This window comes from Colwellia sp. D2M02, assembly GCF_018860755.1.
GTDB lineage: Bacteria > Pseudomonadota > Gammaproteobacteria > Enterobacterales > Alteromonadaceae > Colwellia > Colwellia asteriadis.
In genome coordinates, this window is record NZ_JAHKPW010000014.1 from 1 (window position 1) to 17,215 (window position 17,215).

The following is a 17,215-nucleotide window of genomic DNA, read 5'->3' on the forward strand; positions in this document are numbered from 1 at the left end:
CCGTTAAAAATCAAATAGTAAATGTAAAACTTATCGTGACATTATCGGTGATTTAAAAATAGGCGTCGTAATGAAAATCGAAATTCATCAAATCTGATTACTGTTATTATTTAACCTGAACTCGGCTTAAGAGATATTTAACAAATTGAAATATCAGTAAAAATTACTTTTATGAACCTCTAGCTTGATAGTTTTTCTTCTTTTCATATGATAAGCAAGGCAAATTTCGCGTCAATAGCTGGCCTATTGCAAGTAAATTTAACGAAGAAGTTAGGAAAAGTAGCTGCTAGAGAAACATTTGTTAAGCCGAGCTCAGGTTAGTTACTCATTCACAACAATAACAGCACACAAATATTAATAAAGTTAGGAGAAAGTTATGGGATTATTCAGTCGTTTTACCGATATCGTTAATGCAAATATCAACAGTATGTTAGATAAAGCCGAACACCCAGAAAAAATGATTCGCATGATCATTACCGAAATGGAAGAAACGTTAATTGAAGTACGAACCACCGCGGCTAAAAACATTGCTGAGCAGAAAACACTGGCTCGACAAATAAAGTCTACTCAAAACAGTGTTGATCATTGGCATGAAAAAGCCGAACTGGCATTAGCAAAAAACCGAGAAGATTTGGCTAAGTCGGCTTTAACACAAAAGCATAAGCAACAAGCCGAGTTAGAGCATTTACATGAAGCTAATACCCAGTTGGATGAATATTTAGCCGCAGTACAAGACGACGCTATGCGTTTGCAAGATAAGCTTAATGAGGCAAAACGTCGCCAAGAAGCAATATTACGCAGAGAAGAATCTGCAGTGGTTAGATTAAAAGTTCGTGAAAAAGCAGCGGTACATAATATTGATGAAGCAATCGGTCGTTTTGAGCGCTATCAGCAAAAAATTGATCGCCTTGAAGCAGAAGTAGAAGCGTATGACTTAACTGAATCAAAAGGGCTTTCGGCACAAATCGATGAGTTAGCGCAAAATGATGCGGTCGAGCAAGAGTTAGCAGCAATGAAAAAGCAAACGGTAAATGCGTAACCGTTATATTTATCGGTTAAACATGTGAGAAGTTTTGCCACTTGAATCACGGTAGTTGGTATTGAAGTGGCACTAAACAATTGTAGTAGTAGCAGAGCAATAAGAGGCAAATTATGAATTACGATAGAGAATATTCAAGAGCAAAAGATGTTCATAAGAGTTTATCAAAAGATCAACAGTATAAAAAACTCACGGGGCTATGTGCAGGTATTGCAAAGCATTATGATTTACCACGCCTTGGAGTACGTATTGCAGCAATAGCATCATTGATTGTTTTTCCTGTTCCAACGGGCGTAGCTTATGTCGTTGCAAGTGTATTGCTACCGTCAAGTCGCTCATATTAGTGTCGATAAACGACGACTAAGCTTCATCTAATAGGCGAGTTCTAGTTACTAGCCATTAAATCAATAAGTTAAGGAGAATCGTATGAGTTTTGGAAAATCTTTATTGTTGGCTATTGTGGCAACATTATTTTTAACTTATGTATTTGGTACCGGTTTTTTACAATTCGCTGACGTAAATATCACAATGGATGGTGAGTTTGTTGAGCCCATACAAGCTATTAGCGTTTCTGCATTAGTTATGCTGGCACTTGTTTTAGTTGGGCTGGCTATTGTATTAAGCGTTTTTGGTAGTTTTATTTTTATTGCGGTGATGGTTGTAGGTACTCTCGCGATGGTTACCATTGGTATTTTTTGGCCAATATTATTAATCGCGTTACTGATTTGGCTGGTCAGTAAAGAAAAACAACCCGAACAATATAGCTAACCTGTTTGATCATTAGCGGAAAAATTTACCTAAAATAGTTTTACACTCAGGCGTATTTATTAAACGAGCAAACTCTGTACCTTCATCGTTGATGACGTCATTAACAACAGATTGTGTTGCTTGTTTAATTAAACGACGGCTGGTCATCACCGCATCATTTGGTAATTGAGCAATATTCAATGCAGTCGCTTCTGTTATTTGAATAAGTTCATTAGCTTGGCAAACTTCATTTACTAAACCATATTGATAGGCTTTTTCAGCATTAAAGCTTTTGCCCAGCACCATTAATTCAAATGCACGATTTTGACCCACAAGACGAGTGAGTAATAAACTAGAGCCAGCTTCTGGACATAAACCGAGCTGAGTAAAGGGAAGTTTAAAGTGCGCATTGTCGGCAGCAATAACCATGTCGCAATGTAATAGTAAGGTGGTGCCAATGCCTACAGCGACACCCGCGACACCAGCAATTAAAGGTTTAGTGAAATTAGCGAGTACTTTGACAAATTCTAAAGCAACCAGTTCATCATCAGGAGAGCATTGCAAAAAATCTTGTAAATCATTGCCAGCGCAAAAACAGTTTTCATCACCGCGTATCACTAAACAATGAATGTTATGATTATTTTTTGCGTACTCAAAGTGTTGACACAATTCATGATACATAGCGCTACTGAGAGCATTTTTTTTATCACTTCTATTAAGGATGATAGTGAAAATTTTATTTTTTTCTGTTGTTAGTATTAAATTATTCATTTGCACCTAGCTTAGTTACAATGCATTGTTATCATAAAGATGTGATTATAAACCTTAGTGCTTGTTAAGAAGGATGTATAGTAAAATGAAAAAAATTAACGGATTTATGAGCGTTACTGTTGCAATAGTTTTATTGTTATTGAGCGGGTTTAAGTGTAGTGCCGCAGAAATAGACGCAATTAACGTCACTGATGGCTATGTACGAGCAAGTATTCCCGGTACTGCCATTTCTTCAGCTTATATGACATTGGCGAATAACAGCGAAAATAAAGTGACTTTAGTTGGGGTCAGCAGTAAAATTTCGCCACGTATTGAGTTGCATCAACATAGCATGGATGATGGTATGATGCGCATGCGACAAATAGTGCAAATTGACATAAATGCAAATAGCAGCATAGTGTTGAAACCACATGGCTTACATTTAATGATATTTGATTTAACGGAACAACTAACGCCTGAAACCAAAGTCGATATCACCTTACATTTTTCCAACGATCAACAGTTAACTGTTCAACTGCCTGTTAAAGCACTTAAGTAACTGTTGTTCAGCATTATCCTAGGAGAGGATTATGAAAATCAATTTATCTACAAAGTCAATAACCGCTATAGGGTTCGTTGTCTGTGTGTTTTTTTATGGTGTTGGTGTTTACTGGAGCTTTGAGCCAGATTTTTTAGATATTAAGCAAGAGGTTATACAGGCGGCAAAAACTGAAAATGTTGCACCTGTAGTTGGTTACACCACCACAACAACGTTGATTAAAGTGGCTGAAACTTTATTAGACAAGCCTGGTGGTTATTTATCAAATGACGCACTACCTCCTTCAGTATTTTTAGATAATATCCCTGCGTGGGAGTTTGGTGTGTTAGAGATGGTGCGAGATATGGCGCTAGTGATGCGCAAAGATTTTAGTCGCTCACAATCTCAATCGTTGGTTAATACTCATCTTAAAGAAGCACAACCTCGTTTCAATATTAATCATAAAAACTGGGCGATGCCGAGTGCTGAGTCAGAGTATCGCAAGGCAATTAGTCACCTTTATGCTTATCGCGCCGCTTTAGTGAGCGCTAACTCAAACGACAAAGCTCAATTTTATGCACGTGCAGATAATTTACGTGCTTATATAGAAGAAGTACAAAAACGTCTAGGTAGTTACTCGCACCGCTTAAGCGCGAGTGTTGGTCGTGAACAAGTTAATACAGACTTAGCTGGCGATAAACAAGCACAGCAATCAAGCCAAGGTGATTTGCAGCAACAAATTAAAACTAGTTGGTGGTTAATTGATGATGTGTTTTATGAAGCGCGCGGTGCATCTTGGGCGTTACTGCAATTATTAAAAGCGATTGAAATAGACTTTGATAGTGTTTTAGCAAATAAAAATGCGCGTATTAGCTTACAGCAAATTATCCGTGAATTAGAAGCAAGCCAAGAAACCTTATGGAGCCCTATGGTATTAAACGGTGATGGTTTTGGCATGCTAGCTAACCATTCATTGGTGATGGCGAATTACATTTCACGCGCTAATGCAGCCTTGATTGATTTAAATGAATTATTAAGTAAAGGATAAGTTAATGAAAAAAACAGTTTTAGCATTAGGGCTTGCGGCCATGATGTCTACTAGTGCACAGGCCGATACCCTATTAGGTTTGTATATTGGTGGTCAAGCTTGGGCAAGTAAAGCAAGTGGTAGTTTTGGTGATGGTAGTAATAACCAATCAGCATTTGATTTTAATGACGAAGTGCAAGGAAGCTTTTTTGTTGCTTTTGAGCACCCAATTCCTTTAATTCCTAATGCAAAAATATCAAGTACCACATTAGATACAATTGGTGGTACTCAGGTAGCTAAAAGCTTTAATTTTAATGGTCAAACTTATAGTTCTAATGCAACTTTAGATACCACTTTAGAAGCAAGCTATATTGATTATACGCTTTACTATGAATTATTTGATAATGACTTATTAGTTTTTGACTTTGGTTTAACTGCCCGTGATCTTGATACCTATATTAAAGTGGCAGAGCCTGCTACTTTATATACAAGTGACTTATCAGCATCGGGTTATATTCCAATGGCTTATCTTTCAACGGTTATTGGTTTGCCATTTACAGGGTTTAACTTTTTTGCTGAAGCGAACTTCATCACCTATGACGACCAAACCGTTTATGATGCACAAGCAGGCATTAGTTATGAATTAATAGACAACTTAGCGGTTGATGTTGATTTAACCTTTGGTTACCGCACGGTTAAACTTGAACTAAATGATTTAGATGACTTTTATAGTGACCTAACGTTTGATGGATTTTTTGCCGGCGCTATTGTGCACTTTTAAAATATAATCACCATAAAATAAACAAGGCGGTATTATCATGATAATACCGCCTTGTTTTATACGCTATTTAATTTTTTGTTAGTTGTGTTGGAGCAGACTTTATATAGCGCTTTAATAATATATTAACCCGTTTTACATAGACTTGTGTTTCTGGAAAAGGCGGGATGCCTGCATATTTTTTCACTGCACTCTCACCGGCATTATAAGCGGCAGCAGCTAAGCTATGACTACCTCGATATTTTTTAAGTAAGCGTGCTAAATGGCGTGTACCACCATAAATATTTTGTTCAGGGTCTAGCGGCTTAGTAACCCCTAATGACTGTGCCGTACGTGGCATTAACTGCATTAACCCTTGCGCGCCTTGCTTTGAAATTGCCTTTTCGTTGAAATGTGATTCCGCATGAATAATAGCACGGACAAAAGCGGGATCTATTCTGTTTACTTGAGCTGCACTATTAATTTTTTCTTGATGTTCGGTTAAATAAAGCTTGGCGCGATGCCAATTTATGAGCGAATTTACTTCGCAGGCATAACAGTCAACACGATAGGTTTCATAATGCGTATTGATGGGCGCAATATCAGAAAAAGAAGTCACTCCCTCTGCTGACTTATAGGTGTATATAGCCGTTTTTTCAGCGGCTAAAGCTAGCGATGTTGCACTGTAGGTGCAACACAGGTAAATAAGTACTCTAAGGCTCAAGCAACGTTGAGTAAAGGTTCGGTGATAGTTTGTCACAGTGTGATCTGCTTTATTTTTATCCAATGTGTTATTTTTTATTGGGTTAGTCATTAAAAAAATATCTTTATTCCATTTTGGAATAAAAAATTGCTATCTATTCCTTCTGCTTTGCCTCGAATTTGTCTATTCTTGCACCATCAATTGTCATGGGTGAAAATCGTTATGTTGCCAGAGCAGCGTTCTACAAATCAAAACACAACAAACAATAGCAGTGCCTTAGATGCTAATCAATTAGCATTATTACAACAAGCCACGCAAAGTTATTCTTCATTGCAACTTGCTTGGGCAAGTGGCTACTTAGCGGCTAAGAGTGAGCAAGGTCAAAATGCACAAATTGCTCCAGCAGCAGAAGCGGCGGTAGCAAAAACTCTGACTATTTTATTTGCTTCACAAACAGGTAATGCTAAAGGTGTTGCGAAGCAGCTTGAGCAAAGCGCAGTGGCAGCAGGCATTACGGTTAACTTAAAAAATATTGCTGACTATAAAGCGAAAAGTCTTAAAACAGAAAGCCACGTACTTATTGTTGCTAGTACTAATGGTGAAGGCGAGCCGCCAGATGATGCCATTGAGTTTCATGAATTCTTATTAGGTAAAAAAGCGCCTAAATTACCTAATTTAAGTTATAGCGTATTGGCATTAGGCGATAGTAGCTATGAGTTTTTCTGTCAAACAGGTAAAGACTTTGATGAGCGTTTAAAGGCGTTAGGAGCAACACAAGTTGCGCCCCGTTTAGACTGTGATGTTGACTATGAAACTGATTGTGAAGCTTGGATCTCAAGCACAGTAACCAGCTTAAAAGATGAGTTAACGCAAACTGCGGTTAGCCTTGCTCCTGTTGTTGCTTTAGCGACCGCTGGCGCTGAAAGTATTTATACTAAGCAGAACCCATTAGCCGCTGAATTTTCAGTAAGCCAAAAAATTACTGGCCGTGATTCAGCCAAAGATGTTCGTCATATTGAAATAGACTTAGGTGAATCAGGCTTAACTTATCAAGTAGGTGATGCGTTAGGTGTTTGGTTTGAAAACGATGAAGCCCTTGTTAATGAGTTAGTTGCAGAGTTAAACGCCACGGGTGATGAAAAAGTTAGCCTTAAGATTAATGGCGAAACACAAGAGATCTCTTTAAAAGAAGCGTTAATTAATCATTTAGAAATTACCCAAACAGCGCCTGCATTTATTGAGTTTTGGGCAGCATTAAGTAACGACAAAGCATTACTTGAAGTAGCAAGCGACAAAAATACCGCACGTGAATTTGCGGGTAATCATCAAATTGTTGAAGTGGTTGCTTTAGCTAAAGCGGCAGTAGAGCCACAAACTTTTGTTGATAACTTACGTAAAATTACCCCGCGTTTATATTCTATTGCTTCAGCACAGGCTGAAGTTGAAGAAGAAGTGCATTTAACTGTTGGTGTAGTTGCTTACGAAGCTAATGGTAAAGAGCGTATTGGTGGCGCTTCAGGTTTCTTAGCAAACCGCCTTGAAGAAGGTCAAAAAGTACGTGTGTTTGTTGAACACAATGATAACTTCCGTTTACCTGAAAACAATGACACACCAGTTATTATGATTGGCCCAGGTACCGGTGTTGCGCCATTTAGAGCGTTTATGCAACAACGTGAAGCTGTTGAAGCCTCTGGTGATAACTGGATGTTCTTTGGCGACCAAACTTTTACTCAAGATTTCTTGTATCAAGTTGAATGGCAAAACTATTTAAAATCAGGCCTGTTAACGCGTATGGATGTAGCTTTTTCTCGTGATCAAGCGCAAAAAATCTACGTACAAGATCGTCTAAAAGAGCAAGCAAGTGACGTATTTTCGTGGCTTGAACGCGGTGCTCATTTATATATTTGTGGTGACGCAAACCGTATGGCTAAAGATGTACACCAAGCTTTAGTCGAAATTATTAGCGAGCACGGTAAATTAACTATCGAGCAAGCAGAAGATTACTTGAAATCACTACGCAGCAATAAGCGTTACCAGAAGGATGTTTACTAATGAGCAACGATATCGAAAAAAATGAAAATCCAGTGCTTATCGTTGAAGGTAAATTAGCCGATAACGAACGCTTAAAAGCAGAAAGTGACTTTTTACGCGGTACTATTGTTGAAGATCTACAAGATCGCATTACTGGCGGCTTTACCGCTGATAACTTTCAACTAATTCGTACTCACGGTATGTATCAACAAGATGACCGTGATATTCGTGCTGAACGTCAAAAACAAAAGCTTGAGCCGTTACATAACGTAATGTTACGTGCACGTTTACCAGGCGGTATTATCACACCAACACAATGGTTAGCGATTGATAAGTTTGCAGATGATTACACTTCATACGGTAGTATTCGTTTAACAACGCGTCAAACGTTTCAATTTCATGGTGTATTAAAGCCAAATATTAAGTTGATGCACCAAACGCTTAATAGCATAGGTTTAGACTCTATTGCGACAGCTGGTGATGTTAACCGTAACGTACTATGTACTTCTAACCCTGTTGAATCAGAGTTACATCAAGAAGCGTATGAATGGGCGGTTAAATTAAGTGAGCACTTATTACCAAAAACACGTGCTTACGCTGAAATTTGGTTAGATGAAGAACGTGTTGAAACAACTGAGGTAGTTGAGCCTATTTTAGGTAGTACTTACTTACCTCGTAAGTTTAAAACTACCGTTGTTATTCCACCACAAAACGATATTGATGTGCACGCTAATGATTTAAGCTTTGTTGCCATTAGCGATAACGGTAAGTTAATTGGTTTTAACGTACTTGTTGGCGGTGGTTTAGCAATGACACATGGCGATAGCGGTACTTACCCGCGTACTGCCGACGATTTTGGTTTTATTGCATTAGAGCACACTTTAGCTGTCGCTGAAGCGGTAGTTACTACGCAGCGCGACTGGGGTAACCGAGTTAACCGTAAAAATGCTAAAACGAAATACACCTTAGATCGTGTTGGCGCAGATACTTTTAAAGCGGAAGTTGAACGTCGTGCTGGTGTTGAATTTAGTGAATCACGCCCGTATGAGTTTACTCACCGTGGCGATAGCTTTGGCTGGGTTGCAGGTATTGATGGTAAGCATCACTTAACACTATTTATTGAAAATGGTCGTTTACTTGATTTTGCCGGTAAGAGCTTGAAAACAGGTGTTGCTGAAATCGCTAAAATTCACCAAGGTGATTTCCGTTTAACCGCTAACCAAAACTTAATTGTTGCTGGTGTTGCCGAAGCCGATAAAGCTGCTATTGAAACATTAGCACGTGAACATGGCTTGATAAACGATAGTGTTTCCAACCAGCGTAAAAGTTCTATGGCATGTGTAGCATTTCCTACATGTCCATTAGCTATGGCTGAAGCAGAGCGCTATTTACCAACCTTAGTTGATGATGTTGAAGCCATTTTGGTTAAAAATGATTTAGCAGGCGAAAGCATTATTTTACGTGTTACTGGCTGTCCAAATGGTTGTGGTCGCGCCATGCTTGCTGAAATAGGTTTAGTGGGTAAAGGTCCAGGTAAATACAATATGTATTTAGGGAGTGACTTAGGCGGTACCCGTGTTCCTAATCTTTATAAAGAAAATGTTGATGAAGCAGGTGTCTTAACCGAAATTGATGCTTTAAGTGCGCGTTGGTCAGCTGAACGTAATAATAATGAAGCTTTTGGTGATTTCGTTATTCGTGCTGGTATTGTTGATGAAGTGAAAATTAGTGTTAGGGACTTTCATCATGCCTAGTGCAATCACTAGCTCAGCGGTTATTAATAACCGCTTTCCAGCGTCATTACCTAAACCGTGGTTAGCGCAATGGAATGAGCAACTTGAGCAGCAGTCGTCTATTGCCCGTGTTGAATGGGCAATGGAAAATTTGCCGAGCCAATTTGTACTATCATCAAGTTTCGGTATTCAGTCAGCAGTTATGTTGCATATGTTGACGCAAGTAGATAATAATATTCCGGTATTACTTACGGATACTGGACATTTATTCCCTGAAACGTACCGCTTTATTGAAGAGCTAACCGAGCGCTTAAAGCTAAACTTAAAGGTGTATAGCGCTGAAGAAAGCGCAGCTTGGCAGCTAGCAAAATACGGTGAAGAGTGGGCAAAAGATGAAGAATCATTAAAAGCTTATAATCGCCGTAATAAAGTTGAACCGCTTGAGCGTGGTTTATCAGAGCTTAATGCTGGTACTTGGTTTTCGGGGGTTCGACGTCAGCAGTCATCTCATCGTGAAGGTTTATCAGTGGTGAGCATTTTACGTGGCCGCTTTAAAGTACACCCGATTATTGATTGGTCTAATAAAGATGTGCATGAGTATTTAACTAAACATAATTTACCGTACCATCCATTATGGGATGAAGGTTATGTTTCAGTGGGCGATGTACATAGTACCAGACCACTCACCTTAGGTATGGAAGAAAGCGATACACGCTTTGGTGGCGGTCAGCGAGAGTGTGGTTTACATACTGACGGCGACGGCATTTAACTCGCGACTCAAACGGCTCTGTAAGCTTCTTTTAAACAACTTAGTCACTACTTACGTTAAAGTGGTGACTGAGTTGCTTCTTCAAATAATTAAAAAACTCTTCATTCGGTTTATCCGAAATTAAATGTGCTAACTCTGCGCCTAAAGGCGTTAATTTATAAAACTGTAGCACCACATTGGCTTTTTTTGCACTAATTTTTAAAGGCAAGCCATTGTAAGTAAAGATAATAGCTTCGTTTTGGGCCATAGCATTTGATTCACTTTCTTGTGTATAGAGTAAATGATTCTCAGCGAGCGCCAATAAGTCGGCATGATTCAGGCCATAATGGCTTAAATTAACATGTTGTAGCCTATGACTAGAAAAAAAATTCAGTAAACCAGGCTTTTGATAACAGCCTGAAATTAAACGGATGTTTCTTTTACTTTGATCTTTAATGGCTAAAGCGCTGGCTTTTGCTAACAACTTAGCGTCATAAATACTCATATCACGAAAAACTTTTAGTGCTTTATACGAGAAAGAACCGGGTTTAGTTAACTCTCCGGCTAAAATCTTTGCCCATAAATCTTGCATGGTTGGGTTGCTAACTTCTTCCGCAAGAGTAATATATCGGCTAAACCAATCGTTATCAGCTTTGTGTTTAACATCACTATTTGCACAATATGCTAGTGATTTCTCAACAATCGCTTCAATATTTTTTTGTTTGCGCAAATGCTCTAAGCGATTGCGTTTAGAGGTTCTATCTTCGATAGGCATTTGTTTTTCAAGCGGCTGTAAAGTACCGTCAATCACAAAGTGCTTTGCGAGTTTTGTTAAGCGTTGTGAAGCGCTCGTTTCGCTATTTTTACCATTTGAGTTTGGGGTTGTGGGCGCTTCTATAACATCGGTAGGTGAATCTTCTTTGGTCACAATGACCGTTTTTTTTTCTGTTTCCATTTTTAGATTCCCTTGCTGATTACTTTGTGAGCGATTTAAGCGTTTGATTATGATTTATTCTATGGTTTTATTGAATATTGTCAAAGTGGCTTTTATTATCTTGTTTAATGGTGTAAAAAAGTAGTATTAGTTTATAGTTAAGCTAAACTTGTTTAAAAGAATAAAATTAATACTTAGCTAGTTATGTTACTGAGAAATACTAATTTTCGAGGATACACTAGTTATTTGAGGGCAGTATGCAGGCATCAGAAAATACTAACGATGACTTTTTATTCATTGATGACAGTGATGAAGATGAGGTTTTAGCTCAAGGTAGCGATGAAACATGGCAAGTGCTAATTGTTGATGACGATCCTGAAATTCATTCAGTTACTCAACTTGCATTATCCGACTTAGTTGTTTTAGGTTGCCGTCTTGAATATTTACATGCTTACTCTGGTAAGGATGCATGTCAACTCATCGAAGAAAACCCTAATATTGTTTTAGTATTACTTGATGTCGTTATGGAAACTGATGACGCAGGCTTAAATGTTGTTAAACACATTCGTGAAAATTTACACCGTCAAGATATTCGTATTGTACTTAGGACCGGACAGCCGGGATATGCGCCAGAAGAAAGCGTTATTAAAGAATATGATATTAATGACTATAAAACGAAAACAGAATTAACGAGACGTAAGTTAGTCACAACTGTTTTTGCCGCAATTCGCTCATATCAACAAATTGCTACCGTTAACGAAAACCGACTAGGTTTAGAAAAAATCCTTTCAGGCGCTTCTGAATTATCATCACAACACTCTCTTAGTAGTTATAGTCAAGGTGTTGTTGCACAGCTACAAGACTTAATTGGTAATGATGCTTCTGCCGTGTTTTGTGCGAGAGGGCAAGGTATTCTCGAAAATGTTGACGATTTAAGTTTTTATATTCTCGCGCAAGTTGGTTACTCAAACGAACTTATTAATCAAAAGTTAGAAGTGTTAGATGATGAAGAGGCTAATAAAGAAGTTAAAAGTTGTTTTATGCAGCAGCAGCATCAATATTCGCCTAACACCTTAAACCTTTACTTAGTGAAAGGTGATTACCGCGCAGTGATTCATGTTAGGTTGTCGCGGCCACTAACCGATATTCAAACACAGCTACTTAATGTATTTTTAACTGGTGCGTCAGTTGGCTATGAAAATGTTCATTTATTTCAAAAGTTAAGTAATGCGGCATATAAAGATTGGTTAACTAACTTACCTAATCGCCTTGATTTTCTGCGTTTACTTGATGAGTTCTCCTTACATTCGTATAAAAATGAAGTAGCAGCCCTTATTGATATTAATCACTTTAGTGATATTAATGATGCTTTAGGGCAAGAGGTCGGCAATCAGTTGCTTTATGCTGTTGGTCAGCGTATGCAAAAAATGGGGGCTGGCTGTAAATTCTCCCGTGTTGGTGCTGACGTTTTCGGTATCATTGGTCCTGCAGAGCACCTAACGCCAGAGAATTTAATGGCTCTATTTGACCAGCCTTTTGCGGCAGGGGAGCAAAACCTTCCTATCAGTGCTTGTTTTGGTTTATGTACTCAGGAGCACGCTAAAAGTACTGGGGTACAAGTACTTAATCAAATCAACATTGCACTAAATTTAGCGAAGAAAAATCGTTTAGAACATTTCGCCTATTATAATCCTGAAATGGAAGAGCAAATGCTTGGTCGCTTGAATGTTATCAGGCAGTTACGTACCGACTTTGCTAATAATTGTTTGGAGCTGTGGTATCAACCTCAATTCTCATTAGCGACTAAAAAAGTCATTGGTGCAGAAGCCTTACTACGTTGGCGTACTGCTGATGGTACATTTATTCCTCCTGGTGTATTTATTCCATTAGCTGAATATTCAGGCCTAATTATTGAAATTGGAGACTGGGTAGTTACCGAAGCTTGTCAGCAATTAAAGCGACTAGAAGATGATTTCAATCATATTAGTATTTCGGTCAATGTCTCTATTCCTCAGTTTAGGCGCGGTGACTTTGTTGATACAACAATCAATACGATTAGATCTCAAAATATTAAACCGAGTCGATTAGAGCTAGAGATCACTGAAAATATTTTAATGGACGACCCTCAAATTGTTATTGATGCTTTGGCTCGATTAAAAGAAGAAGGTGTTAGTATTGCATTAGATGATTTTGGAACAGGGTTTTCATCATTAAGCTACTTGCAAAAGTTACCATTAAATCGCCTAAAAGTTGATCGTAGTTTTGTTACTGATATCAACAAGGAAGGTCAGTCAGTTATTGCCGAAACAATTATCAACTTAGGGCAGAAAATGAACCTAAAAGTGATTGCTGAAGGTATTGAAGAAATTGAACAGCAAGATCATTTAATTAAATTAGGCTGTGATGAAGTACAAGGCTTTTATTATGCTAAACCTATGCCTGAGGATGAGTTTGTTAAGTTCTTACATGACAATCGTTAACTACTCTTAAGCATTTATTCCCCCGCTATTTATATATTTAGGGCATAACATTTTACTATTTATCAAAATGTTATGCCTTTTTATTTACCTGAAAATTAAAGTCAAACAAATAATTAAAACAACCGTTTTAAAAAGTTGCTTTTCTATTTTTTTCAAGGCACACTCAAGTAACTACTATCAAAGCAACAAATAAGAATTGCAAAAATAGTGACCAATATTCAAAGCAAAATCAGTAAAAGTAACTATGATATTTAAACGTCTACATAACGTATTAGTGCTTGGTCAGTGATTTATATTTAAGTAAGTTTCAATGAGGAGAATAGCTATGTTATACCAAGGCAATAGCCTTAGCGCTCAACTATTAACAGATGGTATTGTTGAATTTAGTTTCGATGCACAAGGGTCTGTTAATAAGTTTGATCAAGCAACATTTGCTGAATTTATTGCGGTAATTGCTGCAATTCGTGCGTGTGATGAGGCAAAAGGTGTCATCGTAACATCAGCAAAATCGACTTTCTTAGTCGGCGCTGATATTACAGAATTTCTGGATATTTTTAAGCGTGACGAAGCAACCTTAGTTCCTTGGATCAAAAAAGCCTCTGATGTTTTTGATGCCTTTGAAGATCTTGATATGCCAACGGTTGCTGCCATTAATGGCGTCGCATTAGGTGGTGGTTGTGAAATGACTCTCGCTTGTGATTATCGTGTTGGTGATAGCAATATTAATATTGGCTTACCTGAAGTTAAGCTAGGCATTATGCCAGGCTTTGGCGGCACGGTTAGATTACCACGCATTATTGGTGCCGATAACGCCATTGAGTGGATGTCTACAGGTAAAAGTTATAAAGCCGAAGAAGCATTAAACGTCGGCTTACTCGATAGTGCGGTTGCTCCTGAAATCTTGCGTAGCGCAGCATTAAAAATATTGAAACAAGCCATTGATGGTAAATTAGATTGGCGAGCTAAGCGTCAATGTAAGCTTGAACCGCTTAAACTCAGTAAGCTTGAGCAGTTAATGACGTTTAGCACTTGCAAAGGCATGATCGCTGCTAAAGCGGGTAAACATTACCCGTCGCCAATGGTTATGGTCAATACCGTTGAAGCTGCGGCTAATTTAGGTCGCACTGAGGCAATGGCATTAGAAAACCAAGGCTTTGCTAAACTAGCTAAAACTGATTCAGCAACAGCGCAAATTGGTTTGTTTATGGCTGACCAAGTGGTTAAAGGTAAAGCCAAAAAAGCAGCCAAACTTGTTGATAAACCTGTTAATAAGGCTGCAGTGCTTGGTGCCGGTATTATGGGTGGCGGGATTGCCTATCAATCGGCTTATAAAGGTACGCCGATTGTCATGAAAGATATTAACGATAAGGCGTTAACTTTAGGGCTAGCTACTGCCGCTAATATTTTAACGAAACAGGTTGAACGCGGAAGAATGTCAGCGACAAAAATGGCTGGCGTGTTAACCAATATCACTGCAACCTTGAGTTATGATGCAGTAAAAGATGTTGATGTTGTGGTTGAAGCGGTTGTTGAAAACCCGAAAGTCAAAGCAACAGTGTTAGCTGAGGTTGAAGGTTATCTGAGTGATGAGGCTATTTTAACCTCGAATACCTCGACTATTTCTATCGATTTATTAGCACAAAGTGTTAAACGCCCAGAAAAATTCTGTGGTATGCACTTCTTTAACCCCGTTAACCGTATGCCACTTGTGGAAATTATTCGTGGTAAACAAACCTCAGACGCCACTATTGCTTCGGTAGTTGCTTATGCTGCGAAAATGGGTAAATCGCCAATTGTTGTTAACGATTGCCCTGGGTTTTATGTCAATCGTGTACTTTTCCCTTATTTTGCTGGCTTTAGTCAATTAGTGCTTGAGGGCGTTGATTTTGCAAAAATAGATAAAGTTATGGAGAAAGAATTCGGTTGGCCAATGGGGCCTGCTTACTTACTCGATGTAGTAGGTATTGATACCGCTGATCATTGTACTGGTGTGATGTCGGCAGGGTTTCCACAACGTATGCAGAAAATTGAGAACGACCCAGTTAGTGTATTGTTTGAAAATAATCGTTTGGGACAAAAAAATAGCCAAGGTTTTTATAATCATGATACGGATAAGCGTGGCAAAGCTACTAAAGTTGCAGCACCTGAAGCTTATGCGCTGTTTGCAGAGCTCGCAACTAATAACACACTTAATGCGGAACAAATTATTGAACGCTTAATGATCCCTATGGTGAATGAAGTGGTGCGCTGCTTAGAAGAAGGCGTTGTTGATAGTGCAGCAGAGGCTGATATGGGCTTGATTTACGGTATTGGTTTCCCTCCATTTAGAGGTGGCGCTATTCGTTACCTTGAAACATTAGGGTTAAATAACTTTATTAATGCCGCCGATAAATACGCTCATTTAGGTGAAATATACCAAGTAACTGACGGGCTTCGTGAAATGGCCGCGTCAGGCAAGTCTTATTTTAATAGCGACGTTAAAACCGCTTCGGCACATAACGCTAAATAACCTGTAGGAGAATAACATGAAAGAAGTTGTCATCGTTGACTGTATAAGAACTCCTATGGGACGTTCAAAAGCTGGTGTATTTCGTAATGTTCGTGCTGAGCAGCTTTCAGCACATCTTATTGAACAATTACTAAAGCGCAACCCGTCTTTGAATCCTGCTGATATTGAGGATGTCATTTGGGGCTGTGTTAAGCAAACTAAAGAACAAGGCTTTAATATTGCTAGAAATGCTTCGTTACTTGCTGGTTTACCAAAATCAGTAGCGGGGGTTACGGTTAACCGTTTATGTGGCTCATCAATGCAAGCACTTCATGATGCTACTACGGGTATTATGGCAGGCTTAGGTGATGTTTACTTAATTGGTGGCGTTGAACACATGGGGCATGTACCTATGATGTATGATGTCGACTTTGCCCCAGCGTTGAGTAAGCATATTGCTAGAGCTTCAGGCAGTATGGGACTTACCGCTGAGTTACTAGGTAAACAACATGGCATTAGCCGTGAAATGCAAGACGCCTTTGGCGCTCGTTCTCATCAAAAAGCGCACCAGGCGATGTTAGCAGGTCGTTGGGATAATGAAATTGTAGCAACCCAAGGGCATGATGAAGAAGGTGCATTAACCTTAGTTGAACATGATGAAGTGGTTCGCCCTGAAACAACTGCTGAAGGTTTAGCCGCTTTACGCCCAGTGTTTGATCCCGTTAATGGTACGGTAACGGCAGGTACATCATCAGCTTTATCTGATGGTGCCTCAGCAATGCTAGTAATGTCAGCTGAAAAGGCAAAAGCATTAGGGTTAACCGCACGTGTGAAAATAAAGAGTATGGCGGTTGCGGGTTGTGATCCTGCAACTATGGGTTATGGCCCTGTCCCAGCAACTAATAAAGCATTACAGCGCGCTGGTTTAAGTATTAGCGATATTGATTTATTTGAGTTTAATGAAGCATTTGCAGCGCAGGCACTATCTTGTGTTCGCGCATTAAAAGTGGAAGATAAACTTGATGATAGTATTAACTTAAATGGTGGTGCGATTGCACTTGGGCACCCGCTGGGTTGTTCTGGCTCTCGTATTTCAGGTACGTTAATTAATCTTATGGAAGGGCAAGATGTTAACCTAGGTCTAGCAACTATGTGTATTGGGCTAGGGCAAGGTATCGCGACCGTATTTGAGCGAGTTTAAAGATAATTCGTTAGCGAAAATAAATAACCTGAGCTCGGC

General features: G+C 38.9%; 15 protein-coding genes. 12 read left to right on the top strand and 3 right to left on the bottom strand.

What is annotated here, in order from left to right:
- Positions 1-376 precede the first annotated feature (376 nt).
- The 3 genes from pspA to KO495_RS02165 all read left to right on the top strand — a co-directional run bounded on the left by pspA (position 377) and on the right by KO495_RS02165 (position 1,807).
- Positions 377-1,039: a phage shock protein PspA gene (gene pspA, locus KO495_RS02155; protein WP_215978761.1), complete on the top strand. Its 663-nt coding sequence runs from the start codon at positions 377-379 to the stop codon at positions 1,037-1,039.
- Between the two features lie 113 nt (positions 1,040-1,152).
- Entirely contained in the window at positions 1,153-1,383 is a 231-nt protein-coding gene (locus KO495_RS02160; protein ID WP_215978762.1) for a PspC domain-containing protein, read from the top strand.
- Between the two features lie 82 nt (positions 1,384-1,465).
- Complete coding sequence (locus tag KO495_RS02165) at positions 1,466-1,807, top strand: hypothetical protein (RefSeq protein ID WP_215978763.1); 342 nt, start codon at positions 1,466-1,468, stop codon at positions 1,805-1,807.
- A 12-nt stretch (positions 1,808-1,819) separates the two neighbouring features.
- On the opposite strand, the gene KO495_RS02170 is transcribed toward KO495_RS02165, so the two are convergent.
- On the bottom strand, positions 1,820-2,557 hold the full coding sequence (locus KO495_RS02170) for an enoyl-CoA hydratase-related protein (RefSeq protein WP_215978764.1): 738 nt from the start codon (positions 2,555-2,557) through the stop codon (positions 1,820-1,822).
- A gap of 85 nt (positions 2,558-2,642) precedes the next feature.
- Between KO495_RS02170 and KO495_RS02175 the strand changes: the two genes are divergently transcribed.
- From KO495_RS02175 to KO495_RS02185, 3 genes are read left to right on the top strand one after another with little or no spacing between them, the layout of a single operon-like run.
- A complete protein-coding gene (locus tag KO495_RS02175; protein ID WP_215978765.1) occupies positions 2,643-3,095 on the top strand; it encodes a copper chaperone PCu(A)C in 453 nt (150 codons plus the stop codon).
- 31 nt (positions 3,096-3,126) lie between these two features.
- Positions 3,127-4,122: a DUF2333 family protein gene (locus KO495_RS02180; protein ID WP_215978766.1), complete on the top strand. Its 996-nt coding sequence runs from the start codon at positions 3,127-3,129 to the stop codon at positions 4,120-4,122.
- 4 nt (positions 4,123-4,126) lie between these two features.
- Positions 4,127-4,882: a TIGR04219 family outer membrane beta-barrel protein gene (locus tag KO495_RS02185; protein ID WP_215978767.1), complete on the top strand. Its 756-nt coding sequence runs from the start codon at positions 4,127-4,129 to the stop codon at positions 4,880-4,882.
- A 67-nt stretch (positions 4,883-4,949) separates the two neighbouring features.
- Here KO495_RS02185 and KO495_RS02190 read toward each other — a convergent pair whose 3' ends face one another.
- Positions 4,950-5,672: a lytic transglycosylase domain-containing protein gene (locus tag KO495_RS02190; RefSeq protein WP_215978768.1), complete on the bottom strand. Its 723-nt coding sequence runs from the start codon at positions 5,670-5,672 to the stop codon at positions 4,950-4,952.
- Between the two features lie 111 nt (positions 5,673-5,783).
- On the opposite strand from KO495_RS02190, the gene KO495_RS02195 reads away from it, so the two are divergent.
- Genes KO495_RS02195 through KO495_RS02205 form a run of 3 tightly spaced genes read left to right on the top strand, consistent with a single transcriptional unit; the run spans position 5,784 to position 10,094 of the window.
- Positions 5,784-7,613: an assimilatory sulfite reductase (NADPH) flavoprotein subunit gene (locus KO495_RS02195; RefSeq protein WP_215978769.1), complete on the top strand. Its 1,830-nt coding sequence runs from the start codon at positions 5,784-5,786 to the stop codon at positions 7,611-7,613.
- Positions 7,613-9,346 carry an assimilatory sulfite reductase (NADPH) hemoprotein subunit gene (cysI, locus tag KO495_RS02200; RefSeq protein ID WP_215978770.1) on the top strand — a complete coding sequence of 578 codons (1,734 nt, stop codon included), beginning with the start codon at positions 7,613-7,615 and terminating at the stop codon, positions 9,344-9,346. Before KO495_RS02195 ends, cysI begins: the two co-directional genes overlap by 1 nt.
- Complete coding sequence (locus tag KO495_RS02205; protein WP_215978771.1) at positions 9,339-10,094, top strand: phosphoadenylyl-sulfate reductase; 756 nt, start codon at positions 9,339-9,341, stop codon at positions 10,092-10,094. Before cysI ends, KO495_RS02205 begins: the two co-directional genes overlap by 8 nt.
- Before the next feature lie 40 nt (positions 10,095-10,134).
- Here KO495_RS02205 and KO495_RS02210 read toward each other — a convergent pair whose 3' ends face one another.
- Positions 10,135-11,028 (bottom strand): TIGR03899 family protein, encoded by an 894-nt coding sequence (locus KO495_RS02210; RefSeq protein ID WP_215978772.1) that lies wholly within the window; start codon positions 11,026-11,028, stop codon positions 10,135-10,137.
- 236 nt (positions 11,029-11,264) lie between these two features.
- Here KO495_RS02210 and KO495_RS02215 point away from each other — a divergent pair, with 236 nt between their 5' ends.
- The 3 genes from KO495_RS02215 (at position 11,265) to fadA (ending at position 17,176) form a co-directional block, all read left to right on the top strand.
- Positions 11,265-13,487, top strand: coding sequence for an EAL domain-containing protein (locus KO495_RS02215; RefSeq protein WP_215978773.1), 2,223 nt, complete (start codon positions 11,265-11,267; stop codon positions 13,485-13,487).
- A gap of 325 nt (positions 13,488-13,812) precedes the next feature.
- Positions 13,813-15,996 (top strand): fatty acid oxidation complex subunit alpha FadB, encoded by a 2,184-nt coding sequence (gene fadB, locus KO495_RS02220; protein WP_215978774.1) that lies wholly within the window; start codon positions 13,813-13,815, stop codon positions 15,994-15,996.
- Between the two features lie 16 nt (positions 15,997-16,012).
- Positions 16,013-17,176, top strand: coding sequence for an acetyl-CoA C-acyltransferase FadA (gene fadA / locus KO495_RS02225; RefSeq protein ID WP_215978775.1), 1,164 nt, complete (start codon positions 16,013-16,015; stop codon positions 17,174-17,176).
- The last annotated feature ends 39 nt before the right edge of the window (positions 17,177-17,215 follow it).